The 26,504-nt window shown below is 38.1% G+C and carries 19 protein-coding genes; 4 read left to right on the forward strand and 15 right to left on the reverse strand.

Annotated features, from left to right (window positions below):
• Position 1 precedes the first annotated feature (1 nt).
• From ACSZOX_RS06030 to ACSZOX_RS06075, 10 genes are all read right to left on the reverse strand, one after another.
• The gene (locus tag ACSZOX_RS06030; protein ID WP_437918922.1) at positions 2-2,077 is read right to left on the reverse strand and encodes a hypothetical protein; all 2,076 of its coding nucleotides are present in this window, start codon (positions 2,075-2,077) and stop codon (positions 2-4) included.
• Positions 2,078-2,083: 6 nt separating this feature from the next.
• On the reverse strand, positions 2,084-2,758 hold the full coding sequence (locus tag ACSZOX_RS06035) for a hypothetical protein (RefSeq protein WP_437918923.1): 675 nt from the start codon (positions 2,756-2,758) through the stop codon (positions 2,084-2,086).
• Positions 2,759-2,894: 136 nt separating this feature from the next.
• Positions 2,895-3,533, reverse strand: a complete 639-nt coding sequence (locus tag ACSZOX_RS06040; protein ID WP_437918924.1) for a response regulator — start codon at positions 3,531-3,533, stop codon at positions 2,895-2,897.
• Positions 3,534-3,960: 427 nt separating this feature from the next.
• Positions 3,961-5,010: an acyltransferase family protein gene (locus ACSZOX_RS06045; protein WP_437918925.1), complete on the reverse strand. Its 1,050-nt coding sequence runs from the start codon at positions 5,008-5,010 to the stop codon at positions 3,961-3,963.
• A gap of 193 nt (positions 5,011-5,203) precedes the next feature.
• Entirely contained in the window at positions 5,204-5,419 is a 216-nt protein-coding gene (locus ACSZOX_RS06050) for a hypothetical protein (protein WP_437918926.1), read from the reverse strand.
• A 164-nt stretch (positions 5,420-5,583) separates the two neighbouring features.
• On the reverse strand, positions 5,584-6,657 hold the full coding sequence (locus ACSZOX_RS06055) for an agmatine deiminase family protein (RefSeq protein ID WP_437918928.1): 1,074 nt from the start codon (positions 6,655-6,657) through the stop codon (positions 5,584-5,586).
• 1 nt (position 6,658) lies between these two features.
• A complete protein-coding gene (locus tag ACSZOX_RS06060; RefSeq protein ID WP_437918929.1) occupies positions 6,659-7,534 on the reverse strand; it encodes a carbon-nitrogen hydrolase in 876 nt (291 codons plus the stop codon).
• Positions 7,535-7,630: 96 nt separating this feature from the next.
• Positions 7,631-8,152 (reverse strand): DinB family protein, encoded by a 522-nt coding sequence (locus ACSZOX_RS06065; protein ID WP_437918930.1) that lies wholly within the window; start codon positions 8,150-8,152, stop codon positions 7,631-7,633.
• Between the two features lie 57 nt (positions 8,153-8,209).
• The gene (locus tag ACSZOX_RS06070; protein WP_437918931.1) at positions 8,210-10,387 is read right to left on the reverse strand and encodes a DPP IV N-terminal domain-containing protein; all 2,178 of its coding nucleotides are present in this window, start codon (positions 10,385-10,387) and stop codon (positions 8,210-8,212) included.
• Complete coding sequence (locus ACSZOX_RS06075) at positions 10,377-11,771, reverse strand: aminopeptidase P family protein (RefSeq protein ID WP_437918932.1); 1,395 nt, start codon at positions 11,769-11,771, stop codon at positions 10,377-10,379. The genes ACSZOX_RS06070 and ACSZOX_RS06075 overlap by 11 nt, the downstream gene beginning before the upstream one ends.
• A gap of 286 nt (positions 11,772-12,057) precedes the next feature.
• Between ACSZOX_RS06075 and dnaE the strand changes: the two genes are divergently transcribed.
• A complete protein-coding gene (gene dnaE / locus ACSZOX_RS06080; RefSeq protein ID WP_437918933.1) occupies positions 12,058-16,482 on the forward strand; it encodes a DNA polymerase III subunit alpha in 4,425 nt (1,474 codons plus the stop codon).
• 105 nt (positions 16,483-16,587) lie between these two features.
• Positions 16,588-16,905, forward strand: coding sequence for a thioredoxin (gene trxA, locus ACSZOX_RS06085; RefSeq protein ID WP_437918934.1), 318 nt, complete (start codon positions 16,588-16,590; stop codon positions 16,903-16,905).
• A 43-nt stretch (positions 16,906-16,948) separates the two neighbouring features.
• On the opposite strand, the gene ACSZOX_RS06090 is transcribed toward trxA, so the two are convergent.
• From ACSZOX_RS06090 to ACSZOX_RS06105, 4 genes are all read right to left on the reverse strand, one after another.
• Positions 16,949-17,974 (reverse strand): WD40/YVTN/BNR-like repeat-containing protein, encoded by a 1,026-nt coding sequence (locus tag ACSZOX_RS06090; RefSeq protein ID WP_437918935.1) that lies wholly within the window; start codon positions 17,972-17,974, stop codon positions 16,949-16,951.
• Between the two features lie 53 nt (positions 17,975-18,027).
• A complete protein-coding gene (locus ACSZOX_RS06095) occupies positions 18,028-18,660 on the reverse strand; it encodes a hypothetical protein (protein ID WP_437918936.1) in 633 nt (210 codons plus the stop codon).
• 55 nt (positions 18,661-18,715) lie between these two features.
• Positions 18,716-19,828, reverse strand: coding sequence for a lipid-A-disaccharide synthase (lpxB, locus tag ACSZOX_RS06100; protein ID WP_437918937.1), 1,113 nt, complete (start codon positions 19,826-19,828; stop codon positions 18,716-18,718).
• A 148-nt stretch (positions 19,829-19,976) separates the two neighbouring features.
• Entirely contained in the window at positions 19,977-21,200 is a 1,224-nt protein-coding gene (locus tag ACSZOX_RS06105; RefSeq protein WP_437918938.1) for a porin, read from the reverse strand.
• A 184-nt stretch (positions 21,201-21,384) separates the two neighbouring features.
• Between ACSZOX_RS06105 and dinB the strand changes: the two genes are divergently transcribed.
• Positions 21,385-22,467 (forward strand): DNA polymerase IV, encoded by a 1,083-nt coding sequence (gene dinB / locus ACSZOX_RS06110; protein WP_437918939.1) that lies wholly within the window; start codon positions 21,385-21,387, stop codon positions 22,465-22,467.
• A gap of 10 nt (positions 22,468-22,477) precedes the next feature.
• On the opposite strand, the gene rpoN is transcribed toward dinB, so the two are convergent.
• Positions 22,478-23,941, reverse strand: a complete 1,464-nt coding sequence (rpoN, locus tag ACSZOX_RS06115; protein WP_437918940.1) for an RNA polymerase factor sigma-54 — start codon at positions 23,939-23,941, stop codon at positions 22,478-22,480.
• Between the two features lie 357 nt (positions 23,942-24,298).
• Between rpoN and ACSZOX_RS06120 the strand changes: the two genes are divergently transcribed.
• Positions 24,299-26,503: a transglycosylase domain-containing protein gene (locus ACSZOX_RS06120; RefSeq protein ID WP_437918941.1), complete on the forward strand. Its 2,205-nt coding sequence runs from the start codon at positions 24,299-24,301 to the stop codon at positions 26,501-26,503.
• Position 26,504 lies beyond the last annotated feature (1 nt).

Below are 26,504 nucleotides of genomic sequence, written 5' to 3' on the forward strand. Positions count from 1 at the left end.
ACTAAAATCCTTTTTGAGAATCAACATTCGTGATAATGTACTGTAGAAGATATTGTAGAGCATTATTTTCTTCTTTTGGAAAATCGATGGAAAATTCACCGTTTATTTTATTTTTTTTCATTCCTTTGGCTTTGATACTTACGTCGCCGTATTTGGCGAGTTCGTTTACAGTATTATGCCATTGCCCTACGATAGGCACCCCTAATTTGTTGATGACCTCTGGAATTTCAGAAGTGTGGACGGTAGCTGTTAAGCTATTTGAAAAAATATCTTTTTTGACTTTAGGATCCCGGTTAGCAACAAATGTGTTATTCTGTATCTGTTTGATTTGTGTTTCATCGTTGCCTACAAAAATGATATCTTCTTTAAATAAAATGTAAAAAGGTGTAGAAGTAGGTTTCTCTGATATTTTGTAAATGCCATTATCCTGCGTAGCTTGTTTTTTCTTTTCTGCAAACGCTAATAGCCCTTTGAATATGCGCTGATCTTCTGATGTTAGCATCCAAAGAAAGTTAGGTATTTCCTCTTCCTTGGTTTTTTTGACTTCTTTGTAGTTGTAATCTTCATCATATTCGTAGTCGATATATTCTGTGGTTACTTTTTTAAGGTCGTTGATGAATACGAGGTGATTACCGCGTATAACTTTGGCCAATGCTTTTTCATCGAGTGCAATGTCTAAAGCTGTTCCGGCGATACTGATTAGATCGCTGTAAGAATAGACCAATGGTGCATACCATTTGTTCATCAATGTTGGTAGACTTTTTAGATAGCCTTCTGTGCTGATGTTGATGGACAGGTATCCTAGATGTTTTTCTGGAATATATTTAGCAAATTTTCTATTTACTTTTGTTTTATAGACTTGGTTAAACACATTTTTCACATCATCATCTACGGTGATAGCTCCGGTTACCTTTAAGGTATGCTTGTCCTGTATGAGGTCTAATGTTGCATCTTTATAGCCATAGTCTAGGTTTTTCATATCGATACCAAATCCCATACGGAAGACATCGTATGGCAACATATTTCTGTATAAATTGTTTAGATCCTTTACCCAAAGATGCAATAGCGTATTATTTTTATCAAATTGTAGGATCTCTTTTTGCAAGGATACGTTTTGCTCTGAGACGAGTTGGCTCTCTACAGTATTCGCCAACCAAGAGGCAAAAGCTGCTTTTTGTATAGAGTCGTTCATGGCATTTCTAGCTAATTCTTCCTGATACATATCGTCTGAATAGCTGTCGTAGATATCTGAATCTTCGTAGTATCCCTCACTAGTAGCCGAATCTACAGCGTATTCATCGTAAACTTTTGGCTTGATGTCCAACGTATCATCAAAAGAATAGGCTTCCCAATCGGTGCTGACAGTATCGACAATTGTAGGTAATGCAGGGGGTGGGAAGCCTACTTCATCGGCGCTTTGTGCTTCACGTTCGTCATCTGTCCACTCGTAGTAAGAGCTATCTGCAGCGACGACTGTGTCGGCATAGTAATCGTAATCTGCGACGGCACTCGCGGTATCGCTGTACCAATATGAATCGTCGGCTGTTGTAATTCCAGGTTCTATCCCATACCGGTTAGCAACTTCGTCATCCGAAAAGAAACCATTTTTTGAACTACCGGTCAAGATGAATAAACTATTTGCATTCCACGCGAACTGCGTTTGTTTATCGGCAGAGGTTGCACGTTGAAAGTTATTCACTGCTGGCTGTAGGGTGAAATCTTTTGAGAATATCTGCTCAATGTGATGTCCGTTTTTCAACGGAAGCCAGATACCTACATAATATGCGCTGTCGGTATCCGTTTTATATACATATGCATTTCTGTCATAAGCTATGTCTAGATCATTGATGTTTTGCGCATTGGTCTGCTGTTGGCTATTGAAGGCTTCAAATGCACCTAATTTATGAAGTACAGCATTAATTTTTTCAAATGAGCTATGTTTTACAATCGCTTGGTTATTGACGACAAGAACGAGTTCTGCTTCTTGTGGCACATGCTGTAATAGGTCTTGGCTATAAGCAAAGGATGCGGTTGCACAAGCTAAAGCTGTAGATAAAATGTATTTTCTTGTTAACATGATTATTTATTTCGATAAAGTAATGGTGTTGGCTAAACTTGAAGATCCTTGAATTAGATCTGTTGCTTTGATTTTTAGCAGTACAGCTTGGCTATTACTGGAAAGCTTCGCCGCGTTGTTTGTTTGTGATTTAACGCCTTTTTGAAAGCGAATGATATTCGTATAATATGCATCTTCAAACAGCTTTTGGTCTTCCTTGGCTATTTTTGAAAACTCCTTCGCGAGATTAGTCGTATGTGTATAATTACGAACGAAAGTTTGTGTGTTAGGATTAAAACTATAGTTGTTGTAACTTGTGATTTGTATTTTAAATTGCTTAGAGAGGGTACTACTAAATGTATTTAATGCATTGATCGTTTTAAAATCGCAGGATAGGGTCGCAATGTAGTTGTCGAAATCTAAATTGTATTTTACATTGCTTATACCAGCAGTATTTTTTAACGTGTTTACCGCATTTTGCATTTCTTGCTTTATGGAAGCTTCCGTAGGGATTTTTATTCCATTTACATTCTTGAGTTTCATCAGTGAAGCAACTTTTGTACGACTTTTGCTGAGGTTTAATGTTGCCTTGATACTACCAGAACCATCGTTGTGCATATCAATCTGCTCTACGAAATCTAAACAGCTGCTAAAAAGAAGACTGCCAATGATAAAAAGAGTTAATATATGTATTTTCTGCATATTTAAATATATTCCAAATGTCTATTATTCTAGAAATTTATAAGCTAATGTCGATGTGCTTTATCGATAAGCAAAAACCTTTCCTAATTTTATTGGTTATTCATTTTATGTTTTACAAAATAATATTTTGATAAATCTAAGATGTGATTTGCCGAATTAAACCATACTCTATGGCCAGTTTTATAGCGGAGCTTAAGTTAGATGATTTAAATTTTTCAATTAGATTTTTTCGATGACTTTCTACTGTATGCGGGCTAATAAAAAGCTTATCGGCAATTTGAATTGTTGTTAACCCTGCTGCAGCCTCAACAAGTATTTCTTTCTCTCTGCGTGTTAATTTTGGTACACTGTTCAGTCCGTGTTGCGTCTTGCTTTCTACGATCTTCTTCGTTTGTGTGCAAAGAAATTTCTTTCCGCTAATAATGCTTTCAATACCGGCAAGTATTTCTTCTACGGATGCATTTTTTTGGATGTATCCATGTGCACCCTCTTCCAAAACACTATTAATAACAGCATATTCATTATGTACACTTAATATAATGATGTGCATATTTGGATATTTGCTTCTTAGAGGTGCTATGAGTTCAATGCTATTTGCATCAGGTAGATTGATGTCTAATAGAAGTATATGCACTTCCTTATTTTCTAGTTCGTTGAGCATAGACCGTGCATCGGAATAGCCTCCGACTACTTGCAAGTAATCTTGTTGTGCTAGTACATTCTTTAAGCCTTCGAGCAATAGGGGGTGGTCATCAGTAATAGCAATTTTTATCATATTTAATAAAGTAGAATAGATATTGTGTATATATCCGTAACGGATATCCATAATGGATATCCATAACAAAACAAATATCCTAAATTAATAGAAAATAGCCATCCCCGGTTTCGGGTATTTTAAATAGAAGACACGTGAAGTAGGGGCGCTTATGCAACCATAAAAAATCCTGAAGCGGGGAACTCCAGGATTTTACCAAACCAATTATTAACCTAAATTATGAAATTATACATAAATAACGTCTCTTACTCTTCATTAGTATAATTTGCTTTTACATTTAACGCTTCTTTAACAAATAAATCCTGAAGCTGGGACTTCAGGATTTGTTAAACTAATTTTTAATCTATTATGAAATATAAATCTTCATGTTAATAACGATTTAATCTGCTGTTTAGTATGAAGTTACCAGGAAGAAGGTATGTCGACATCAGTTCAGATATTTCTTACGGAGGTAATCGCGAATGGGCTCATCGACGTAATGACTTACTAAATGAGCGAAAAAAATCAACGCAATTAAACCAAGCGATACGATGAAAGGCAACAATTGCTTGTCGAAAATAGGACTTTTGAGATAATATCCAAAAATCCAAATTGCCCAATAGTGCGTCATGTACAAAGGATAGGAAATATTACCTAAAGTTATAGAAATAGATAAGGTTTTGCCTTCGACGGTTGTTCCCGCTCCCAATGCAATGATAAATGGAAAATATAGGATAACAATGAAAGATTCAAAAAGCCAGTTTGACGTGAAAAAAGGCGTGATGAACGCGATGACTAACAAGATACATGATAGGTAAAGCCCTCCTCCATTTTTTATTATCATTTGGTTTCGGTGTAGTAAAAGACCCGCAAAGAATGAGTAGGCTAGTCGTATTCCACCAACTTCCCAGTTGTCTTTGCTCCATCCACCTGCTAAGTTTCCGTCTCGATAACTAATATATATTAAAAACAATGCTGCCAGAAAGAATAATAGAGAGAGAAATCTTTTGGATAGTTTGATGATACCTATAGCATAAATGATATTTGCAACATATTCCCAGAAAAGAGACCAGGCTGGTGCATTGAGACTAAACAAATTAAAGAATTTTTCTGGAAGAATGGGGTATGGAATGAGTAAGAGAGAACATACGAAAACGGTAGCTAACTCTCCGAAACTGCGCGATGTCTCTGTGTTGAAGGGATCCCATATCATGGAAATAATGCCAAGTATTGAGCCAATGCAGACTAGAGGGTGTAGACGGATGAGTCTAGAAATAAAGAATTTTTTTAAACCTATTTTTTTTATCTTTTCGTCATAGGCGTAACTCATCACAAAACCTGACAAACAGAAGAAAAAATCTACAGCCAAGAATCCATGTCCAATAAAATTATCCTTGAAATCGGGAAAAACCCATTCCATAAAATGAAATATAACTACCGCTATTGCAGCTATACCTCTTAAACCATCTAACACAATAAAATGTGGTCTTTGTATCATAAAATTATAGACATAAGAGCATGTATTCTAAGGGCTAAGATAATATTTTTGTAGACAAATGAAAAACCTCCCCAAGCGGGAGCAAGGGGAGGCTTTACTAACCAATTATTAACCTAAATTATGAATGCTTTAAAAACGGATATATTGTAAAAATCGTATCGTAAAATTCATTTACTGACGTAAAAATGACATTCTATTTTTCTTCTGCGAGATTTAAGTTGGTCAATTTTTGAACTAAGCGTTTTGTAACGCTATCCTTCAAGGTGGTGGTATCTATTCCTGATGCGCTTTCAAATTCCTTGGTATCGCCTTCATAAACGATATTGACATCTAGATTAAGGGTAATGTTTGGCAACGAGTTCTCGTTATGAACTGCTGTATCATTGATCTGAATATTTGTTATTCTCATTTTTTCCTCCATATTTATGGAGAGAACCACAATACGGTATAAAAGTTCAAATAAAGAAATACCGGTAATAAAAGAACTAGGAAAATTGTTTTTCGATGTTAAAAAAATAACCGTCTTATTTCTATATTCAAATAAGACGGTTCAAGGAGTATTATAGAATCAATTTAGAGAATTGGCTCTTGCTGACTTAAGCAATGGAAACTTCCCAGTCCCCAAATAATGTCTACAGAATCAATTCCGATGACTTTTCTCTCTGGAAAACAGGATTGTATAATCTCTAATGCACGTTGGTCATTCGGATCATTAAAAATTGGAACAACTACAACTTCGTTTGCGATGTAAAAATTGGCATAGGAAGCTGGCAAGCGCGTATCCTCGTAGATAACTGGGCCGGGCATTGGCAGTTCCACAATATTCAACGGTTTTCCATCTAGCAAACGAAATGTCTTTAATATCTCCAGATTCTTTTGAAGAATGGCGTAGTTCTCATCTTCGGGATTCTCCTCTACAACGGTAATAACGGTATTCTCATTGACAAATCGAGTGATGTCATCGATGTGGCCATCTGTATCGTCTCCGACAATACCATCTTCTAGCCAAAGAACTTGGTCCTGTCCGTAAAACTCTTTGAGATATACTTCTATTTCCTCTTTATTTAGGTGGGGGTTTCTGTTCTCATTCAACAGGCATGCTGTTGTCGTTAAGATGGTTCCTGCACCGTTAAATTCGACTGATCCACCTTCCATCACGATATTTGGCGTAAAAAGTGGTAGGTCAAAATGATGAGCTATGCGGGTAGGAACAACATCATCGAGATCGAAGGGGGGGTATTTTCCTCCCCAGGCATTATATCCCCAATCGACAACAGCCTTTTGATTACTGTCTTTCGCTAATAAAAATGCAGGCCCGTGATCTCGGCACCAAGCATCGTTTGTTGGGTTAAAGAAAAAGGCTATATTTTCAAGCCTAGCTCCAACTTTTGTCAATTCGTCGAGTGCAAACTCTTTCATTTTTTCATCAAGGACATTGATTCGTACGTTTTGATGTTCGGCAACCGCTTTGATGAATTGACAATAAGGTGCGTATATTTTTTCAATTTTCCCCGGCCAAGAAGCCTCTTTATGAGGCCAACTGAGCCACATTGCTTCTTGCTTTGCCCATTCGGCGGGGAATGAAAAGCCTAATTTTTTAGGCGAATTATCAAAATAAGAAAGTTGAAAAGGTATATTTTTCGACATTTTAATCTTCGTCAATAAAACGTTTTGTAATTGGGGAATAGGTTTCAATCCGGCGATCGCGTAAGAAAGGCCAGTGCTTACGGAAATAATCGCTCTGCGCTAAATCTAATTCAATGACCGTAGTTTCTTCTTCTTCGTGCGATGCAAGGTAAAGCAACTTTCCTTGCGCATTGGCAACAAAGCTTCCTCCCCAAAATTTCATCGCACCATTTTGCTCAAAGCCTACACGATTTACCGAAACAACAGGAACACCATTTGCTACTGCGTGTGAACGTTGGATGGTTTGCCATGCATTGTATTGGTCGGCATTGGTCTCTTCGTCTTGATCGGTAGCCCAACCTATTGCCGTCGGATAAAATAAGATCTCGGCTCCCATAAGTGCAGTAATTCTCGATGCCTCAGGATACCATTGGTCCCAACAGATTAGAATTCCAATTTTGCCAAATTTGGTTTGAAATACTTTATAACCTAAATCGCCAGGTGTGAAATAAAATTTTTCATAGAATGCAGGATCGTCAGGAATATGCATTTTGCGATACTTACCGAGGTAGCTTCCGTCGGCATCCAAAATGGCTGTGGTATTGTGATAAAGACCTTCTGTACGCTTTTCGAACAGGGAGGCGATTATGACGACGCCCAGTTCTTTTGCTACAACAGAAAGGGCATCTGTAGAAGGTCCCGGTATTGATTCCGCTAAGTCAAAATTGTCATAATCTTCTACATCACAAAAATATAAAGAAGTGAAAAGCTCTTGCAGACAGACAATTTGTGCACCTTTTGCAGCGGCGTCTCTCACTTTCAAAATAGCTTTATCCAGATTTTCTTGTTTGTTTGCGGTGCAGCTCATCTGTACAACACCAACTTTTACGTTTCTCATTACTAGCCTCGTTTTTATTCGTTACAAGGACAAAGATACTATTATTGGATCGAAAATTTAACTATGGCTGGTAGTAGAAAGGTAAAATTACAGGTGTTAAAGGGCTTTTGCGGTTAACCACTTCACTGTAACCAATAGTTGACCGACATGACGTTGACTATGTTCTGCGGCATGAAAGACCAATCCTAAAAGCGTGGTAGGGATTTTCTGTCTCCCAAGGTGTCGTATCGCAGTCAATTCGTCCTCAGCAGTGTTAGCCAACTGTTGAATTGCTTGTTGAATGCTAAGATGAAGATTCTTTAATAGATCGATTTTTTTTAGGTTATCTACTTTTTGTCCTTCCTGCGCTAGATAGTTAAATTGGATTTCCGTTAATGCTTCTCCTTTAGCATAAGTAAACATGCGGTCGATAACGCCAGCAATATGTTGTATGTGAAATGCTGGAGATGCCAATCCTTCGGGACGTTCAAAAAGAAGTTCTTCCTGGATGTCGTTGGTATAAAGTACAATGTCTTCTTCTACCTGAAGTAAGGCATGTGCAACGGGCTGTAATAATGCAGGAACATTTGCAATAGGTCCGCGCATCCATACCTCAGATTTATTATGTTGGTCTGCCATGATAACTAAAGATAGGCATAAATGATAAAAAAGGAGAGGCTGTGCCTCTCCTTTCTTTTATTTTGCCCCCGGAGGACAATGTTGTTTTAAAAATATCGTATAGATCTGTGAAAGATGCTTGGATGTTCCTTCGCCTTCGTGAATAGAATGACTTCGATTGGGATACGACATCATCTGAAAAGGGATATTATGCTTGATTAGCTCATTGATATAAACTTCAGCATTTTGGTAATGTACATTATCATCTCCCGTTCCGTGTACCAGTAGAAGGTTGCCTTTCACATTTTTTGCGTATGTTATCGCAGATCCCTTTACAAAGTCTTCCATGTTTTCTTGTGGAAGTCCCATGTATCTTTCTTGATAAATATTGTCATAAAGAAGTTGATCCGTGACCGGAGCAACAGATATACCTGTTTGGTAAATGTCAGGATATTGTCCTAATAGGTTCAGCGTAGTTGCTCCTCCGCCTGACCACCCCCATACTGCGACGCGTGTCGTGTCTACAAACCCCCATTTAAATACTTCTTTTGCACCCATCGCTTGATCGCGGATGTTGATTATACCTATATTTTTGTAAATGGATTTGCGCCAAGCTCTGCCCTTTGGAGCTGGAGCTCCACGATTTTCTAAGGAAACATAGATATAACCATCGGCTGCCATGTCGCCATTGTACAACCGATTTTTTCCAGTGTAAAAATTGTCCGTAACGGTTTGTGAAGCAGGCTCTCCGTATACGTAGAATACAATAGGGTACTTTTTTGAAGGATTGAAGTTCTTTGGTTTCACTACCCAACCGTCTAAAGTAATTCCGTCGATAGTGGTTACTTGAAAAAACTCTGTTTTTGCATCATCAACGGGAGCTTCCATTGTCCTACGCGGAGCAACCAATTGTTTGTGCTCAGGAAGTGAGACAACGGCATTCGCAGCTATAGAACTTGTATTCGCGGTCTGAAATAATGCGATTTTCCCATTTGGAGAAATGGTATAACTTGTTGTCCCTGTATAGTTTTCTGGCGTTACTCGACTCGCTTTTCCACCCTTTAAACTTAATTTATACAGATATTGCTGTGTTGCATTTTTTGGTGAAGCTGTAAAATATATCAGCTGTTGTTTTTGGTCAAATTGATCTATTTGGATGATATCAAATGCATCTTTGCTTAATAGTCGCTCTTTGCCGGTTAAATCAATAGCGTACAATTGTCTCCATCCTCCTTTTTCGGAGACCCATAGAAACTCTTTGTTTTCGTTGATCCAGTCCCAACCGCTTGGATCACCATTATTCCATCTTGATTTGATATCTATCCATGCTTCGTCCTGTTCTTTGTAGATTATTTTGCTTTCGCCGGTTTGAATGGAAGAAACCACGATGCTACTTTCATTTTGCTTTCTGTTAAGCGTTTGAAAAATAAGCCCTTCGGAGTTTGGTAGCCATTCCATGCGTGGAATATAGCTGTCTACAGAAGACAATAGATCTTTCACTTGTCTTGTTTTTTTTGTTGAAGTATCGTATAACCAAAGGCTAGTGGGAGATGGTGGAAACCCAACTTTTGGATATTCTACGGGGATCGTGAAAGAATAGATGCTATCCGTATTGTTTATCATGAGGAAGTTGCGAGTATCTCTGGCATCCTGTTTCCAAAATGCGATTTTTGAGCCATCGGGTGACCATCTAAATCCGTCTTGTGTGCCAAATTCTTCTTCGTATGCCCAGTCAAATGTACCATTAATGATACGATCCGTTCCATCATCTGTTATTTTTTGGATCTGGTGGTTGGTCAGATTCTCGATAAAGATGTTGTGTTTGGATACATAAGCTACCTGCGATCCATCGGGTGAATATTTAGCAAACATGAGCGAAGACGATGTTAGCCCTTTGCCCAATTGTGTTAGTTTCTTGGTTTGCTTATCAAATATCCAGTAGTCTCCGCGCGTATTTTCACGCCATACACGTTTGGTATTTGTAAACAATAAAAGACTATTTCCGCTAGGTGAAACCTGAAAACTCTGCACTTCTAGTGCTTGGCTGGCATTTGCTGGTCGTAATTCGGCATTACCTAAAAATAGTGTCCTATTTTCGGGCTGAAGTGCATCAATAACTTCTATGCCTTTATCAGTAAACGCGTAATAACCCATGCCGTCTGCTGTCCACTGCAGTTGCGCCTGTGCAGATGAAGTTGTAGTAACAACAATGAAAATTGTTGCTATCTTCTTTAAAAGTTTGATTTTAAGAAACATATTGGGATCTAAAGTTTTCGATTTCAATTGTTGTTTTTAGTAATTCGGGACCCAGTAGCTGATAACTATCCGGAGTAATGACAAAATTATCCTCTATTCGTATTCCGCCAAAATTCCTGAACTCATTTACTTTTTGATAGTTTATGAAGTTGCTAAGCTTGTTTTCTGCTTGCCATTGGTCGATTAAGTCGGGGATAATATAAATACCTGGCTCTACAGTAAGAACAAACCCTTCTTGGAGCTGTCTGCCTAAGCGTAATGATTTTAATCCAAAAGTATTCGTGTCTTTTGGTTCTTCTGTGGTATAACCCACGTATTGTTCGCCAAGATCTTCCATGTCATGTACGTCTAATCCCATCATGTGGCCGAGTCCGCATTGAAAGAAAAGCGTATGTGCATGATTTTGTACTGCTTCCTCTGGGTTGCCCCGCATTAGTCCAAGTTCGATTAGCCCTTCTACTAGTGCTTGACAGGCTTGCATATGCACATCTTTAAAAGCTATACCTGGGCGCAGGAGATTTCTAGCTGTGGTAAAAGAATTTAATACGATGTCATATACTGCACGTTGGGTCTCGGAAAAACGGGGGCCAACAGGAAATGTTCTGGTCAAATCTCCTGCATATCCCATGTCTGTTTCCGCACCGGAGTCGTTTAATAATAGTTGTCCTTTTTCTAACGTGTGCTGTTGGTAGGAGTTGTGTAATATTTCGCCATGAATGGTAACAATTGGAGGATAGGATAAAGGACAGCCTTGGTCGGCAGCGAGATGTTGTATTGCATTTGCAATTTCTTTTTCTTTCATGCCCGCTTTCGTAATTTTCATGGCGAGTAAATGCATATCAACAGAAGTCTGTAACGCCTTTTCAATTTCTATAATTTCTTGTTTTTCTTTTATGGAGCGTTGCGCAACGACAGCTTTAATTAGTTTTTCCGAAGGATTTAATGCTGAAATTTTTGTTCCTAAAAGATTACTTAATAAAATCTTGTTGGATGATCTGTAAGGAGGAAGATAATGGACAGTTTGTTTTCTTTTGATTACATTTTCTAAATAATTACTTAAATCGGAAAATGGTAAACATTTAGTAACGTTTGAATTAAAACATTTTTCTTGGATTGTTTCTTGACGCCCCATCCAAACGATCTGATCCATGGTTAACTCGTTTCCAAAAACAATAGTTTCTTGATTTTCAATATCAATGATAGCGGCGAGATTGGGTTCTTTGATCCCAAAGTAATAAAGAAAAGTGCTGTCCTGACGAAAAGGGTAGATATTGTGCTCAAAATTCATCGGGCTGTCGGCATTGCCGAGGAGCAAAATAATTCCGTTTGACACAATTCTTTGTAGATGAGCTCGACGGCTCTCATATGTTTGAGCTGAAAACATAATAACTGTATTTGAAATGGTGAATTTATTCTTTTTGTTTTATTTCCGCGGTAAATGTGATAAAAAAGATAAAAAAAGCTTTCTTATATTTTGTCGAACATTAATCACATTTTACGGAAGTTTCGAAATGGCGATCTTTATTACATTGTGAACATTCTGTTTACTCGTAAAAGTTTTTATTGCTTAGTGCTCATGGTGATATCTCTTTATGGAATATATTTTGCTTACTTGTCTGCAAAATTGCTGTATGTAATTTTTAACTTTGTTTGAAGAGAAAAGGAATAGCATGTATATTATTTTTGATACAGAGACAACAGGTTTACCCAAACGGTGGGATGCACCTATTACGGATACGGATAACTGGCCTAGATGTATACAAATAGCTTGGCAGCTTCATGATGAGATGGGACGTCTGGTTGAGCATCAAGATTTTTTGATTAGACCGGACGGATTTAATATCCCGTATGATTCCGAGAAAATACACGGGATTTCTACTGCTTTGGCAGAACAAGAAGGTGTGCCTTTGGTTGACGTATTGGTAAAATTTAATGAAGCATTAGCGAAAGCGAAATTTGTTGTTGGTCAGAATATTGGTTTTGATATTAATATAATGGGCTGCGAATTTTTTCGATATAACGTGGATTCACCAATGTCGGAAATGCCTATTTTAGATACTTGTACGGAGGTTACAGCGGAGCTTTTACAACTTCCCGGTGGACGTGGGGGACGTTATAAATTGCCGAATTTGACTGAGCTACATGCATATCTTTTCGGAGTTCCTTTTGCTGAAGCACACAATGCTACTGCCGATGTTGAAGCAACAACCCGGTGTTTCTTCGAGTTGGTACGTCGGGAAGTTTTTACGCCAACAGATCTGCAGACAGATACGGGGTATTTTGTCAATTTCAAAGAACATAACCCGGATTTAATAGCTTCTGTCGGTCTAAAGCATATCAATTTAAAAGCGGCTTCAGAAGAAATCCGTAAAAAAACAAAAACGGATACGTCAACAACAATTGTTGATGAAGAGCTAAAAAAAGCGTTAGATGCGGCCGAATTTGTTCATTTACATAACCACTCTCAATTCTCTGTTCTTCAATCTACTATATCGATAGGTGCGCTTGTCGATGCAGCCGCTAAAGCGAATATGGCTGCTGTTGCCTTGACGGATCATGGTAATATGATGGGAGCATTTCATTTTGTGAATAAAGCTTTAGGATACAACAAAGAGGTTGAGGCGAAGAATGCGGAGGCTGAAGAGCGGGGAGAGCCTGCCCAAGGTCGTATTATCAAGCCAATTGTCGGCGGTGAATTTTATGTATGCGAAGATTATAAGGATAAAAGTAGGAAAGATAACGGTTACCAAATTGTTTTTTTAGCCAAAAATAAACAGGGATATCATAATCTTGCTAAAATGGCTTCTGCGGCGTATACGGAAGGATTTTATTATGTGCCTCGTATTGATAGATCTGTTGTAGAACGTTATAAAGAGAATTTAATTGTGCTTTCCGGAAATCTACAAGGGGAAGTTCCTAATAAAGTATTAAATATTGGCGAGAGCCAAGCAGAAGAGGCTTTGTTATGGTGGAAGGAACAATTTGGCGAAGACTTTTATATGGAATTAATGCGACATGGTCAGGAAGATGAGGATCGTGTCAATGAAACATTAATTCAATTGGCTAGAAAGCATGATGTTAAGTTGATAGCGACTAATAATACCTATTATGTAAACAAAGCGGATGCACATGCACATGACATCTTGCTGTGTGTAAAGGATGGAGAAAAATTATCTACTCCAAAAGGTCGTGGTCGAGGGTTTCGTTTTGGACTACCTAATCAGGAATACTATTTTAAATCTGCTGATGAAATGAAGAAAGCATTTGCAGATTTACCTGAAGCCGTTGTAAATATTCAGGAGATACTTGATAAGATCGAAATCTATTCCCTTAATCGCGATGTGCTTCTGCCAAAATTTGATATCCCGGAAGAGTTTCTACATGCAGAGGATGAGCAGGATGGAGGGAAAAGAGGTGAGAATGCGTATTTGCGTTATTTGACTTATCGTGGAGCTGAAGAACGTTATGAAGAAATAAATGAGACAGTAACGGAACGTTTGGATTTCGAATTAGCTACAATAGAACGTACAGGTTATCCTGGTTATTTTCTTATTGTTCAGGATTTTATTGCCGCTGCTCGAAGTATGGGTGTATCTGTAGGTCCAGGACGTGGATCGGCTGCTGGATCGGCTGTTGCCTATTGTCTTGGTATAACAAATCTAGATCCCATTCAATATGATTTGCTCTTCGAGCGTTTTTTGAATCCAGACCGTGTGTCTATGCCCGATATTGACGTGGATTTTGACGATGAAGGTCGTGGACGGGTGATGCAATATGTAATTGATAAATATGGAGCCTCGCAGGTAGCACAGATTATCACGTACGGTACTATGGCTGCTAAGTCGTCGATAAAGGATACTGCACGTGTTTTAGACTTGCCCTTACAAGATGCGAATGAAATTGCGAAACTTATCCCGAACTTAAAGTTAAATAAGATCTTCGCTATGGATGAGAAAGGACTGAAGGAGGTTTTACGCACAGAGGAGATTGAAGCGGTCAACCGTCTTAAAAATCTGGCAGATGGTGCCGGTTTGGAGGCGGAGACCATAAAACAAGCGAGAGTGCTTGAGGGGTCAATGCGTAATACGGGAGTACATGCTTGTGGAGTGATTATTACACCCGATGACATTACGAATTTCGTTCCAGTTTCTTTAGCAAAAGACTCGGATCTCTTTGTCACGCAGTTTGACAACTCGGTAGTCGAGAGTGCCGGCTTATTGAAGATGGACTTCTTAGGATTGAAGACCCTCACGTTAATTAAGGATACGGTCACAAATGTGAAACTACGTCATGGTGTAGAACTTGATCCAGACAAATTTCCTATAGATGATGTCTTGACTTACGAATTATTCCAACGGGGAGAGACAATCGGTGTGTTCCAATATGAGTCGCCTGGTATGCAAAAATATATGAAGGAGTTGAAGCCTACGGTTTTTGCGGATTTGATCGCTATGAATGCGTTGTATCGACCTGGACCTATGGAATATATTCCGTCATTTATTAAACGTAAACACGGAATTGAACCCATCACTTATGACTTAGATGCTTGTGAGGAATATCTAAAGGAAACCTACGGTATCACTGTATATCAGGAGCAAGTAATGCTTTTGTCTCAGAAGCTTGCAGGATTCTCCAAGGGGGATGCTGACGTTCTGCGGAAAGCTATGGGTAAGAAACAAAAGGCGGTTCTTGATAAGATGAAACCGAAGTTTGTGAACCAAGCTGCCGAAAAAGGGCATGCCCCAAAAGTATTAGAGAAAATATGGACAGACTGGGAGGCCTTTGCATCGTATGCTTTTAATAAATCTCACTCGACCTGTTATGCTTGGGTGGCTTATCAAACAGCTTATTTAAAGGCTCACTATCCTGCTGAATATATGGCTGCTGTACTGTCTAATAACATGAATGATATTAAGCAAGTTACTTTCTTTATGGAGGAATGTCGGCGTATGGGATTATTGGTGCTAGGGCCTGATGTGAATGAATCGCACTATAAGTTTACTGTAAATGAGCAAGGGGCTATTCGTTTTGGAATGGGGGCTGTGAAGGGAGTTGGGGCTGGTGCTGTGGATACGATTGTAGAGACTAGAGGAAAAGGAGGGAAGTATAAATCTGTATTTGACATGGCAAAACGAATTGATCTTCGGTCTGCAAATAAAAAGGCTTTCGAAAGTTTGGCCTATGCTGGCGGTTTCGATAGTTTTGTTGAGACACATCGAGCGCAATATTTTTATACGGATGGTGACAATTCTACCGGTTTGGAGAAGGCTATAAAGTTTGGCAACCGAATAAAAGAAAATGAAAGTTCTGCTCAGGCAAGTTTGTTTGGAGGGTCAGCAGCTACTGAGTTGCCTGAGCCTGTTTTAGCACCTTGTCCGACTTGGGGACTTATAGAAAAACTGAAATACGAAAAGGATGTCATTGGTATTTACCTTACGAGTCACCCTTTGGATAACTATAAATTTGAGATTAAACATTTTTGTTCCAATAATGTGAGTGAACTTCAACTGATCAATAAAGTAAAAGCGAGTGAGGTAGAGGAAGAGGTGCTTTTAGAGTTTAATCGAATCAAAAATAAAGAAGTTGTTATTGGTGGTATAATAGCGGTTGCAAACCATCGAGTAGCCAAGTCGGGAAAGCCTTTTGGTTCCTTTATTATTGAAGATTACAGTGAATCTTTCGAAATCATGGTTTTTGGAGAAGACTATGTTAAGTTTAAAGGCTATTTACAAGAGGGATTTTTCGTACAGATTAGAGGCTTGGTTCAGGAACGTTTTAAGCAGATTGGTAATTGGGGTTTTGAGCTGAAAAATATTCAATTATTATCTGATCTTAGGGATAAGATGGCTAAGTCATTTACAATACAGTTGCCTCTTCACCTATTGGATGATAAATTGGTTCAAGTAGTTCATAATTTGGTAGAGTCTACTAAAATAGAAGGAGCGGAATCTAACTGTCAATTGAAATTCAAAATCCTCGATGTTCAGGATGAGCTGGCTATAGAGATGCCTGCGAAATCTTTGAAAATAAATTTGACGAATGAATTTTTAGATGGCTTAGAGAAACTAGAGGGGATAAATTATAGATTAAATTGATAGGCTATAGAAATTTTATGAATGATCGATGACGATTATCTTTTGTCAAATCTCTATCTTTGTATAGGAAAATTTAAAGAATTGTAAAAAATAAATATAATTAATATGGCATTAGAAATAACAGATAGCAATTTTGAGGAACTTGTTCTCAAATCTGATAAACCCGTTTTGATAGATTTTTGGGCAGAATGGTGTGGTCCATGTCGTATGGTTGGTCCAGTAGTGGACGAAATTGCTACAGAATATGATGGTCAAGCTGTGATTGGTAAGGTAAATGTCGATCACAATCCTGATATTTCTGTTAAATACGGTATCCGCAATATTCCTGCTTTGTTATTTTTCAAAAACGGAGAAATTGTTGATAAGCAAATTGGCGCTGTACCAAAGTCTGTGTTGGTAGAGAAGTTAACCAAACAGCTTTAATCAAAAAATAGCTCGTTGAATTCAACGAGCTATTTTTTTTTGTTTATTTTTTAGCCAGTGATAATTTTCCTATAGAACCATCACTTCCCACTAAATATACTTCTGATCTATTTTTAGCTGTTGCTAGGCTGTTGAAGCTTAATAACGAGATGTTATTCCATTGGTTTCCTCCATCAGTGGATATGTCTGTACCTGAGGTTCCAGTTGCTATCAGCACTTTACTGTTGATGTATTTTACGGATGATTTGAATCCGTTGGTTGATTTTGTTGGATTCTCCCAATTCTTACCACCATCGAAAGTGAGCAAAACCGTGTTTTCGACATTTTTATCGTTTAGATAATCTCCTCCTACAACAATACCAATGTTGTCGTTTAGAAAGTCTATTGAAAATATACCTTGACTCGATTTTCCCTGAAGTATAGGACATGGGTATTTATCCATTGTTCGGGCTTTCTCATTTCTTTTAAAAATATTCGCAGAAGCCCCGCCTGTTCCTATCCAAAGATTATTATTTAGGTATTGAATAGAGGTTCCGCTAGCTGCAAACACAGCTTCTTCATTATCAGCAATAAGGAACATAAAGTTGGATACATCGGTCCAAGTGTTACCTCGATCTTTTGATTGCAATAGTTGGAAAAGACCGTCTATAGGATCGCCTATAATGAAACCTTCGCTCCCTCGAAAAGATACTCCATCTAAAAAAATTTCGGGACGATCATCGCGATAAACTTCTTTCCAACTCAACCCGCCATTTATAGTCTTTAATACGACTGCTGGACTTCCTGCACTTACGATAATAACCTCTTTTTCAGACAGAATTTCGATATCTCGGAAGTCATATTTTTCGTATCCTTTTGGAGACACCCAAGACCAAGTGTGGCCTTTATCTGTTGATTTTCCTACTGTCCCATTATTGCCGCTCACCCATATGCAATTATTTTTGTAAACTTGAACGCCTCTAAAACTCGTATGATCAAGTTGTGTAAGGATTTCTATCTTTTGTGCAATCGATAATTTTGCTTGTAAGAAAGTGCTGAATAAAACAAGCAATAGGGGAAATAATTTCATTGGAATCGTTGTTGGATTTTCTAAGTAAAATAAGCGATTAACGTGATCAATATTTATTTTTTTTGAATATCTATCGTTCCTTCTTTACCGAGCGATCCCGAGTATATCTGACCTTGTGGCACTCCTCTTAAACCAGGAGCTGAACGCGCAATAGTGGAGTAGATTTGACTAAGATCACTGGATGGATTTGTGGTTCTGCCACCCGCTGATGCATCTACGTACAAATACTGAGCACTCTTTTTGTCCGTTGTTTGCGGGGTAATACCGTTTGCACTATAGGTTAGTTTGACTGTTCCACCGTTTCCGTTTGGAAAGGTTCGTGTGCCATTAATAGCATCTTGTCCGCGAGCAATTACGTAAAGGGAGCCTAATTTTGAAAAGTTGATGTCAATATCGAAATCCGATGCATCATTTTGTCTTCCCGTACCACTAAAAAAAACACCTTTACCAAGTTCTGCGTGTTTAACAATTAATCGTACATTCTTTTTTCCGATGAATTGCAAAGATGATTTGTCTTTCATGATTAACGTATCGATGTGTAAAACAATTGCAGAATCCCGGTTGTTGAAATATTTTTTTTCTTTTTTGTTTAGGTTAAGTTTAGAAATACTTTCTTCGTAAGTCTGTCCAAAGGCTGTCATACTAACGGTCGTCAATAGCATGAAAAATAGATGTCGTAATTTCATAAGCTTTATATTTTTCTACTTGTTAGAATAGCCTTACGTATTAAAGGTTTAATTATTATTGGTTTAAATATTCCACAATTAGCTTCGCTGTTTTTTCAGATGCGCCTGGTGTACCTAATTTACTTTCTAAGATATCATAATTTTCTAAGACGCTTAGTCGGTGGTCATTTTTGTTAATGAGATCGTCTAACTCGTCTGCAATTGTTCTGGTATTGCAATCTTCTTGAATCAATTCGCGTACCGACAGAAAGCCATTGATAAGGTTCACTAGCGAGATGAATTTTACTTTCACAAGAAATCTAGCAATCCAAACCGTAATTTTGTTTGCTTTATATACGACCACTTGTGGGACTTTTAAAATAGCGGTTTCTAATGTTGCTGTGCCACTAGTTACAACCGCCGCCTCGGCATGCTTGAGCAGATCGTATGTTTGTTCGAAAACGACTTGAATAGGTAAATCTCCAATAAAGTTTTTATAATATGATTTGTCAAAATTTGGCGCACCGGCTACTACAAATTGGTGAGCAGGAAAAAGATAATAAAGGTCCACCATTTCGGGAAGCAACTTGTCGATTTCCATCTGTCGACTTCCTGGTAACAAAGCGATGATAGGACGTTCATTTAATAAATTGTCTTGGATGAAGTTTTCGTTATACACATGGGAATCGATGGCATCTAGCAAAGGGTTTCCCACGTAATTAACGTTATAGTAATATTTTTTATAGAAATCGACTTCAAATGGAAGAATGCAAAACATGTGATCGACGATTTTCTTGATTTTATGTACTCGTCCTTGATTCCAAGCCCATATTTTTGGAGAGATGTAGTAGCACACCTTTATACCATTTTTTTTTGCAAACTCGGCGATTTTAAGGTTAAAACCAGGAAAATCTATCAATATGACAGTGTCGGGACGATTTTTTAATAAATCTTCTTTTACACGTTTCAGATTTTTGCTGATCTTCCCCAGATTCTTGATAACCTCAATAAAGCCCATGAAAGCCATTTCAGAGGTGTGAATTAGTGGTTTTTCGCCAGATGCAGTAGCCATTTGATCACCACCTACAATATGAAAAGAAGCGGCTGTGTCTTCTTTTTTTAGCGCTTTAATAAGGTTTGCGCCATGTAAATCGCCTGATGTTTCTCCTGCAATAAGATAGTACTTCATATTCTAAAATTGTGCACCCTAAAGATACGGGATTCTTTATTTAAATGATGCAAAAAGGGGGAGAAGTTCATAAATAGAAATGAAAAAGAGCCCTAACATGGGCTCTTTTTTAGAAGATAATTTTAAATTCGATGCGAGAAATACTTCTTTATATTCCGAGTTCAACCTGAAGCATGCCTCCCCAAGAATTTTTTTGGTTCGTATTTTGGAAGTCACCGTTTTTAAGTGTATAGTTCGCGTTTAGCTGCAGTTTTAACCTGTGTGCTTTTACGTATTTAGTTAGTCCTATCTCAATAACTTCTGTCTGATCTTCAAATGAACGGATCTGTTGATGGGGCTTGGCGAAAGTATAACGTGCCGCCATTTCATAACCTTTATTGAGAAGGTAGGAGGTTTGTTGGTTTATTCCCCATCCTTTGTAAGCGTACGTTTCTTCATTTTCTGGACCATCAACTTGGTTGAGTTTGTCGTCGACGTAATTAAATGGATTGTCAACATCGCGTCGCATGTATTCAATTTGGTAGGCAAATCCCTGGTATTTGAAAATCGCATCTGCGAAGCTTGTTTTTAAGGTGAAAGGATTTTTAACATATCGCCCCAGTTGCCCACCTTCTCTCGTTGTGCGATCGTTATAACTGTAGCCTCCTCCAATGGAAAGTTTTGCCGTTTTCTCGCGTTCTAGATCGCCCTCAGAATAATCGCCATCATTGGTAAATTTACCCAATGGCAAAAACTCTATTCTTCCCGTATAAGCCAAACCATCATCTGTTCCAGCGGCCACACGTCCTTCTCCTGTCGATATTGCTGCTTTTGCATTGAATGGCATATCACCAATTTTTTTACTCAAATTAAAAGAAACACCGAAGTCACGATCTAATGTGAAGTGATTGTTTACTAGCGACCGATCGGCAAATTGTAGTTGACCTGATGAATTTACACGTTGCCTGTTGCCGGGAAGTTTATTTTGTCCAAATGAAATGTAGAAATCAGGGGTAAAATTGTAAAAAACAACTGCATCTCTAACGATATTGGCAACTCCTGTGTCGTCAAAATCTTGATCGGAACGCGTGAAGGCCAATTGTATGGAGTAAGAGACCTTTGGCGTATAAATATAGCCGTCTACGCGCAATCGCAATCTGCGGATTCGTGCATCAAACTTTCCATTGTCTTCACCATCGATGACGTTGCTAAACCCAGCGCGATTTTGCATTCGAAACCGAAAATTTGTGTAGAATAAAGAGTCTTTACTGAGGTATTGTATACCCTTGAAATTCAATATGGTTGCGCGATCATCTCGTTCTTGTGCGAAAGAAGATGCGACTAAAAATAGGCTTCCTAGCGCTGAAAGGAATAATTTTAATTTACTTTTCATTGTCAGTTATGGTAAATAACTTGTGTGATATGGTTGTTTTTTTATGGCGCAAAGATACGACTATTCCCTAAAACAGAAGCCGCTTCCTTTTTATTTTAAGAAGGAGTCATTTGTTTACCCTTGCTTCTCTTTTGTATCCTATTTTGACTAATTTTAACAAAGTTTATAGTTTCTTTTAAACAGTATGAAGGCGATACAAAGGAAGATAATCCATATTGATATGGATGCATTTTATGCTTCTGTAGAACAGCGCGATTTTCCGGAATTACGTGGACAGCCTCTAGCGGTAGGTGGATCGCCGGATGGACGAGGTGTTGTGGCTACCGCAAGTTATGAGGCAAGAAAATTTGGTGTTCGCTCGGCTATGTCTTCAAGACAAGCTCTCCAACTTTGTCCTCAACTGCTGTTTCGTCATCCTAGATTCGATGTTTACAAAGAGGTGTCACAGAAGGTGCGTGCTATTTTTTATCGCTATACCGATCTGGTTGAGCCACTTTCATTAGATGAAGCTTTTCTTGATGTATCGGAAGATAAACTTGGTATAGGCTCTGCTATTGAAATCGCAAAAGCTATTCGATCCGCTATTAAGGAGGAGCTTGATTTGACTGCTTCAGCAGGAATTTCTGTGAATAAATTTATCGCAAAGATCGCTTCAGATTACAATAAGCCAGACGGGTTGACTTTCATAGGACCCTCTAAAGTCATCTCTTTTTTAGAAAACTTACCTATTGAACGTTTCTTTGGCGTTGGTAAGGTTACGGCACAAAAGATGAAAGGAATGGGGATTCATAAGGGACTTGATTTGAAGTTGGTTAGCGAGTTTGATTTAACGAGGAAGTTTGGTAAGTCGGGAAAGTTCTTCTTTAATATGGTACGTGGTGAGGATTATCGGCCGGTAAAGCCAAACCGTATTTCAAAATCCATAGGGATTGAAGATACATTTTCTGTAGATATCAAGGACCGCAAGGATATGTTAGAAGAGTTGAATACGTTGTGCCATAAGCTAGAGAAAAGATTAAAGGTGAAGACTAAACAGGGACGTACGGTGACTTTAAAATTGAGGTTTTCCGATTTTTCGCAAATAACTCGGAGTAAGACTACTTCTTATTATTTCGATATGGGCGATGAAATCTTTAAACAAGTGGTCGATTTATTTGATAAAATCGAAGTAGAGGATCGACGTGTACGTCTTCTAGGTGTCACCTTATCCAATTTTTATGACGTAGATCTCGAAAAAATAGAAAGTAAACAACTGTATTTGTTTTAAAGAAAGGAGCTTATAGCTCCTTTCTTAATCTTGCTACGGGAATATTCATTGCTTCTCTGTATTTCGCAACAGTTCTTCTTGCGATAGAATAGCCTTTTTCTTTAAGAATATCCGTTAGTTTTTCGTCAGCCAATGGCTTCTTTTTATCTTCATTGGCAATACACTCTTCTAAAATCTTTTTAACCTCTTTATTAGAAACCTCTTCACCAGAGTCTGTTTGTATAGCTTCGGAGAAAAATGATTTTAGAAGATAAGTTCCAAATTCTGTTTGCACATATTTTGAATTTGCAACCCTTGATACTGTTGAAATATCCATTTCGATTCTATCGGCTATATCTTTTAAAATCATTGGTTTAAGAAGTCGTTCGTCGCCCGTTAAAAAATACTCATATTGGTATTCCATTATGGCGTTCATAGTCTTCAGGAGGGTTTGTTGTCGTTGTTTGATGGCATCAATGAACCATTTTGCTGAATCCAGTTTTTGTTTTACAAACTGTACAGCCTCTTTCATTTTTTTGTCGTTCTTTTCCGCTTTTTCGTAATGTTCGAACATTTCTTGATAAGAACGTGATACACGTAACTCTGGCGCATTACGCCCATTTAGGGTCAAGTGTAATACACTATCGTTATTTGTGATATGAAAATCTGGTATTATTTGCAGTTGTTTTCCCGCAGCAGCTCCTGAGTCGCCTGGTTTCGGATTAAGCTTGAGTATTTCGTTTATAATATCTTTCAACTCTCCGGAATCGACCCCTAACTGTTTTTCGATTTTGTCGTAATGTTTTTTCGTAAACTCCTCTAGGAAATTTTCAACAACTTTAATTGCTTGAGAAATAATAGGGTTGGAGCTGTCTTTTTTTCGCAATTGTATAAGTAAACATTCCTGAAGATCTCTAGCGCCTATACCTGCAGGTTCGAAATCTTGAATAACTTTTAACATAGATTCCACTTCATTTTCGCCTACGATTACATTTTGCGAAAATGCCAGGTCATCGATCAAAGATAATATAGGTCTGCGGAGATAGCCGTCATCGTCTAAACTGCCAATGAGTTGTTGACCAATTAAATAATCTTGATTAGAGAGCGCAAGCAGATCAAGTTGATTTTGCAATGTTTCGAAAAAAGAATCCTGTATAGCAATAGGTATCTCCTTACGGTCGTCATCATCATCACCACTATAATTGGAAGAATAATCACTGTAATCATCCTCTTGTATATATTCGTCAACACTGAATTCTTCTTCAAAATCCGAAGAATCCTCTTCATAACTTTCGTCAGGGTCACGATCGGGGTATTCTTCAACAGGATCATTCATATTCGTTAAGCTCCCATCTTCCAAAGCTGGATTCTCTTCCAATTCCTCCTTTATTCTTGCATCTAAGGAAACTGTTGGAACTTGTAATAACTTAATAAACTGTATCTGTTGTGGCGAAAGTTTTTGTAGTAACTTTTGCTGTAGTGTTTGTTTTAACATTGTCTAATACATCTTTTCAAACGTAAAAATACTTAAATAAATCAAGAAAATAAATAGTAAATGGGAGTTCGTAAAGATTAGGTATAATTTTTGCTTGTAAGGCGATCTGTTGTCATCGATTGCCTCGTATCTATAAAGTGTTAAAATTCGTTAATTTAGAAAAACAGCTTTGTGTTTTTTATCTTAAATGACTGTTTTTCGAAAAACAATTTTCATCTTTACCGTATGTTTAGAAGGGTTAAAAACAAATTTCTCCGCTATTTTTTAATTATAATTTATAGCCTTATTATCCTTGTGTGTGCTGTTCAACTCAATTTTTTGTGGTTGTTTGGGTATTCTCCAACGAAAAAGGATATTATGATGCCAACATTGAATGTCTCGTCGGAGCTATATACTGCTGATTCTGTATTAATTGGTCGATATTTCGAAGAGGACCGTGATCCTGTGTCCTATGATAGTATTTCTGAAAATGTTTTGGCAGCACTTATTGCCACGGAAGATGTACGGTTTTATCAACATCATGGTGTTGATTTTTTTGGACTTTTTTCAGGTGTGATATCCACTTTGCGGGGGGATAAAAGAGGGGCTAGTACGATTACACAACAACTTGCGAAGAATCTCTATCGCACGCGATACAACCAATCGCAGGGGCTATTGGGGAAAATTCCATTTTTGAGAATGGGGGTGACGAAATTCAAAGAATGGATGACGGCTTATAAGTTGGAGAGTAAATATAGTAAAAATGAAATTGTGACGATGTATTTGAATACCGTTTCCTTTAGTAATAATGCTTACGGTATCAAATCTGCAGCTATTCGTTATTTCAATAAACATCCGAAAGATTTGCGTGTAACAGAAGCGGCAGTTCTTATCGGTATGCTGAAAGGTACAACATTGTATAACCCGATGCGTAATCCGAAGAGGTCTCTGGAACGTAGAAATGTCGTACTTGGCCAGATGCAAAAAGAAGGGTATTTGACAAAAGAACAGGTTGTATCACTTTCGAAGGAAGCTTTAAATTTAGACTTAACGAATCAAGAAGTACGGGAGAGCAATGACTCTTATTTGCGCGCGGCGGTAGAAAAATGGTTGGAGAAATGGAGTGCTGATAACGAATTAGATATACATACAGCAGGACTAAAGATTTATACAACCATTGATTCTAGAATGCAAACTATCGCTGAGGAAGTTGTCGAAAAGCAAATGAAAGAACTGCAGCGCCGATTAGATAACACTTGGGGTAATGAACTTCCCTGGCGAGATAAAAGTGGAAATGTTTTGCCTAATTTTTTAGAAGATAGAGTAAAGAAATTGCCGCTGTTTACGGCTTTGATGCAAAAGTATAAGAACGAAGCACAGGTTTTTCAGATTTTAAGTAAGCCGAAAAAGATGCGCATCTTTACCTGGGATGGGGAAAAAGAGGTTGAAATGTCTACAATGGATTCCTTAAAACATTATTTAACGATGTTGAACACGGGATTAATGGCTATGAATCCCTATAATGGAAATATTAAAGTTTGGGTAGGAGGCATTAATCATCAATTCTATAAGTTTGATCACGTGAATCAAGCAAAGCGGCAAGCTGGCTCTACCTTTAAGCCTTTTGTTTATTTAACTGCGTTAGAAAACGGAAAAACCCCCTGCGATACTTATGAGGATAAGCCCGTCCGTTTGGAATTTGTGAATAAAAAGGGAGAGAACGAAGTTTGGGAGCCTAAAAATGCAGATTGGAATTTTTCTTATCGGAATATGTCTCTTCGTTGGGCCATGGCACGTTCGTTGAATACGATAACCGCTCAAATTACGCGTGATGTTGGCTGGGATAAGATCGTTGAAACAGCACATCGCTGTGGTATTGAAAGTCATTTAGAGTCTGTGCCGTCTGTAGGATTAGGTTCAAATGATGTTTCTGTGTTTGAGATGGTCAATGCCTATGCCACGTTTATGAATGCAGGAAAAAAGGTGGATCCTATTTTGGTGTCTAAAATTTACAATGCAGATGGTAAGTTGTTGGCTTCTTTTGAAACAAAAGAAAAACAGGTTGTTGATCCAGAGGATGCGTGGTTGATGACTTATATGTTACGCGGTACGATTGAGGAGCCAGGAGGTACTTCGCAAGCATTATGGGAATGGGATTTATTTGATGACAACAACCAAATCGGTGGTAAAACAGGAACATCGTCTGATTATGTAGATGGTTGGTATATGGGGTTGACAAAAGATCTTGTTGCAGGCGTTTGGGTGGGGTGTGACGAGCAGAGTGTACATTTTAAAAACTCTCATTCGGGGGAGGGTTCAAAAACGGCTTTGCCAATTTATGCGCGCTTTATGGAAGAGCTGTATAAGCACCCAGAGCTGGGAGTTACACTAGGTGAGTTTCCTAAATCTACGGTAGAGATTAAGAAAACGTATAATTGTCCTAGTCCTCGAATTATTTTTGAAACACCTTCTGACAGTACAGCAAATAACGAATTAGATAGTTTGGAATCTTTTGAAGGAGGTGGAATATCTTCAGATGGTGTTGAAACTGAGGTTACAGAGTCGGAATCGGACGAAATATAAA

Origin of the sequence: Sphingobacterium sp. LRF_L2, assembly GCF_965644235.1 — a bacterium.
In the GTDB taxonomy this organism is placed as follows: Bacteria; Bacteroidota; Bacteroidia; order Sphingobacteriales; family Sphingobacteriaceae; genus Sphingobacterium.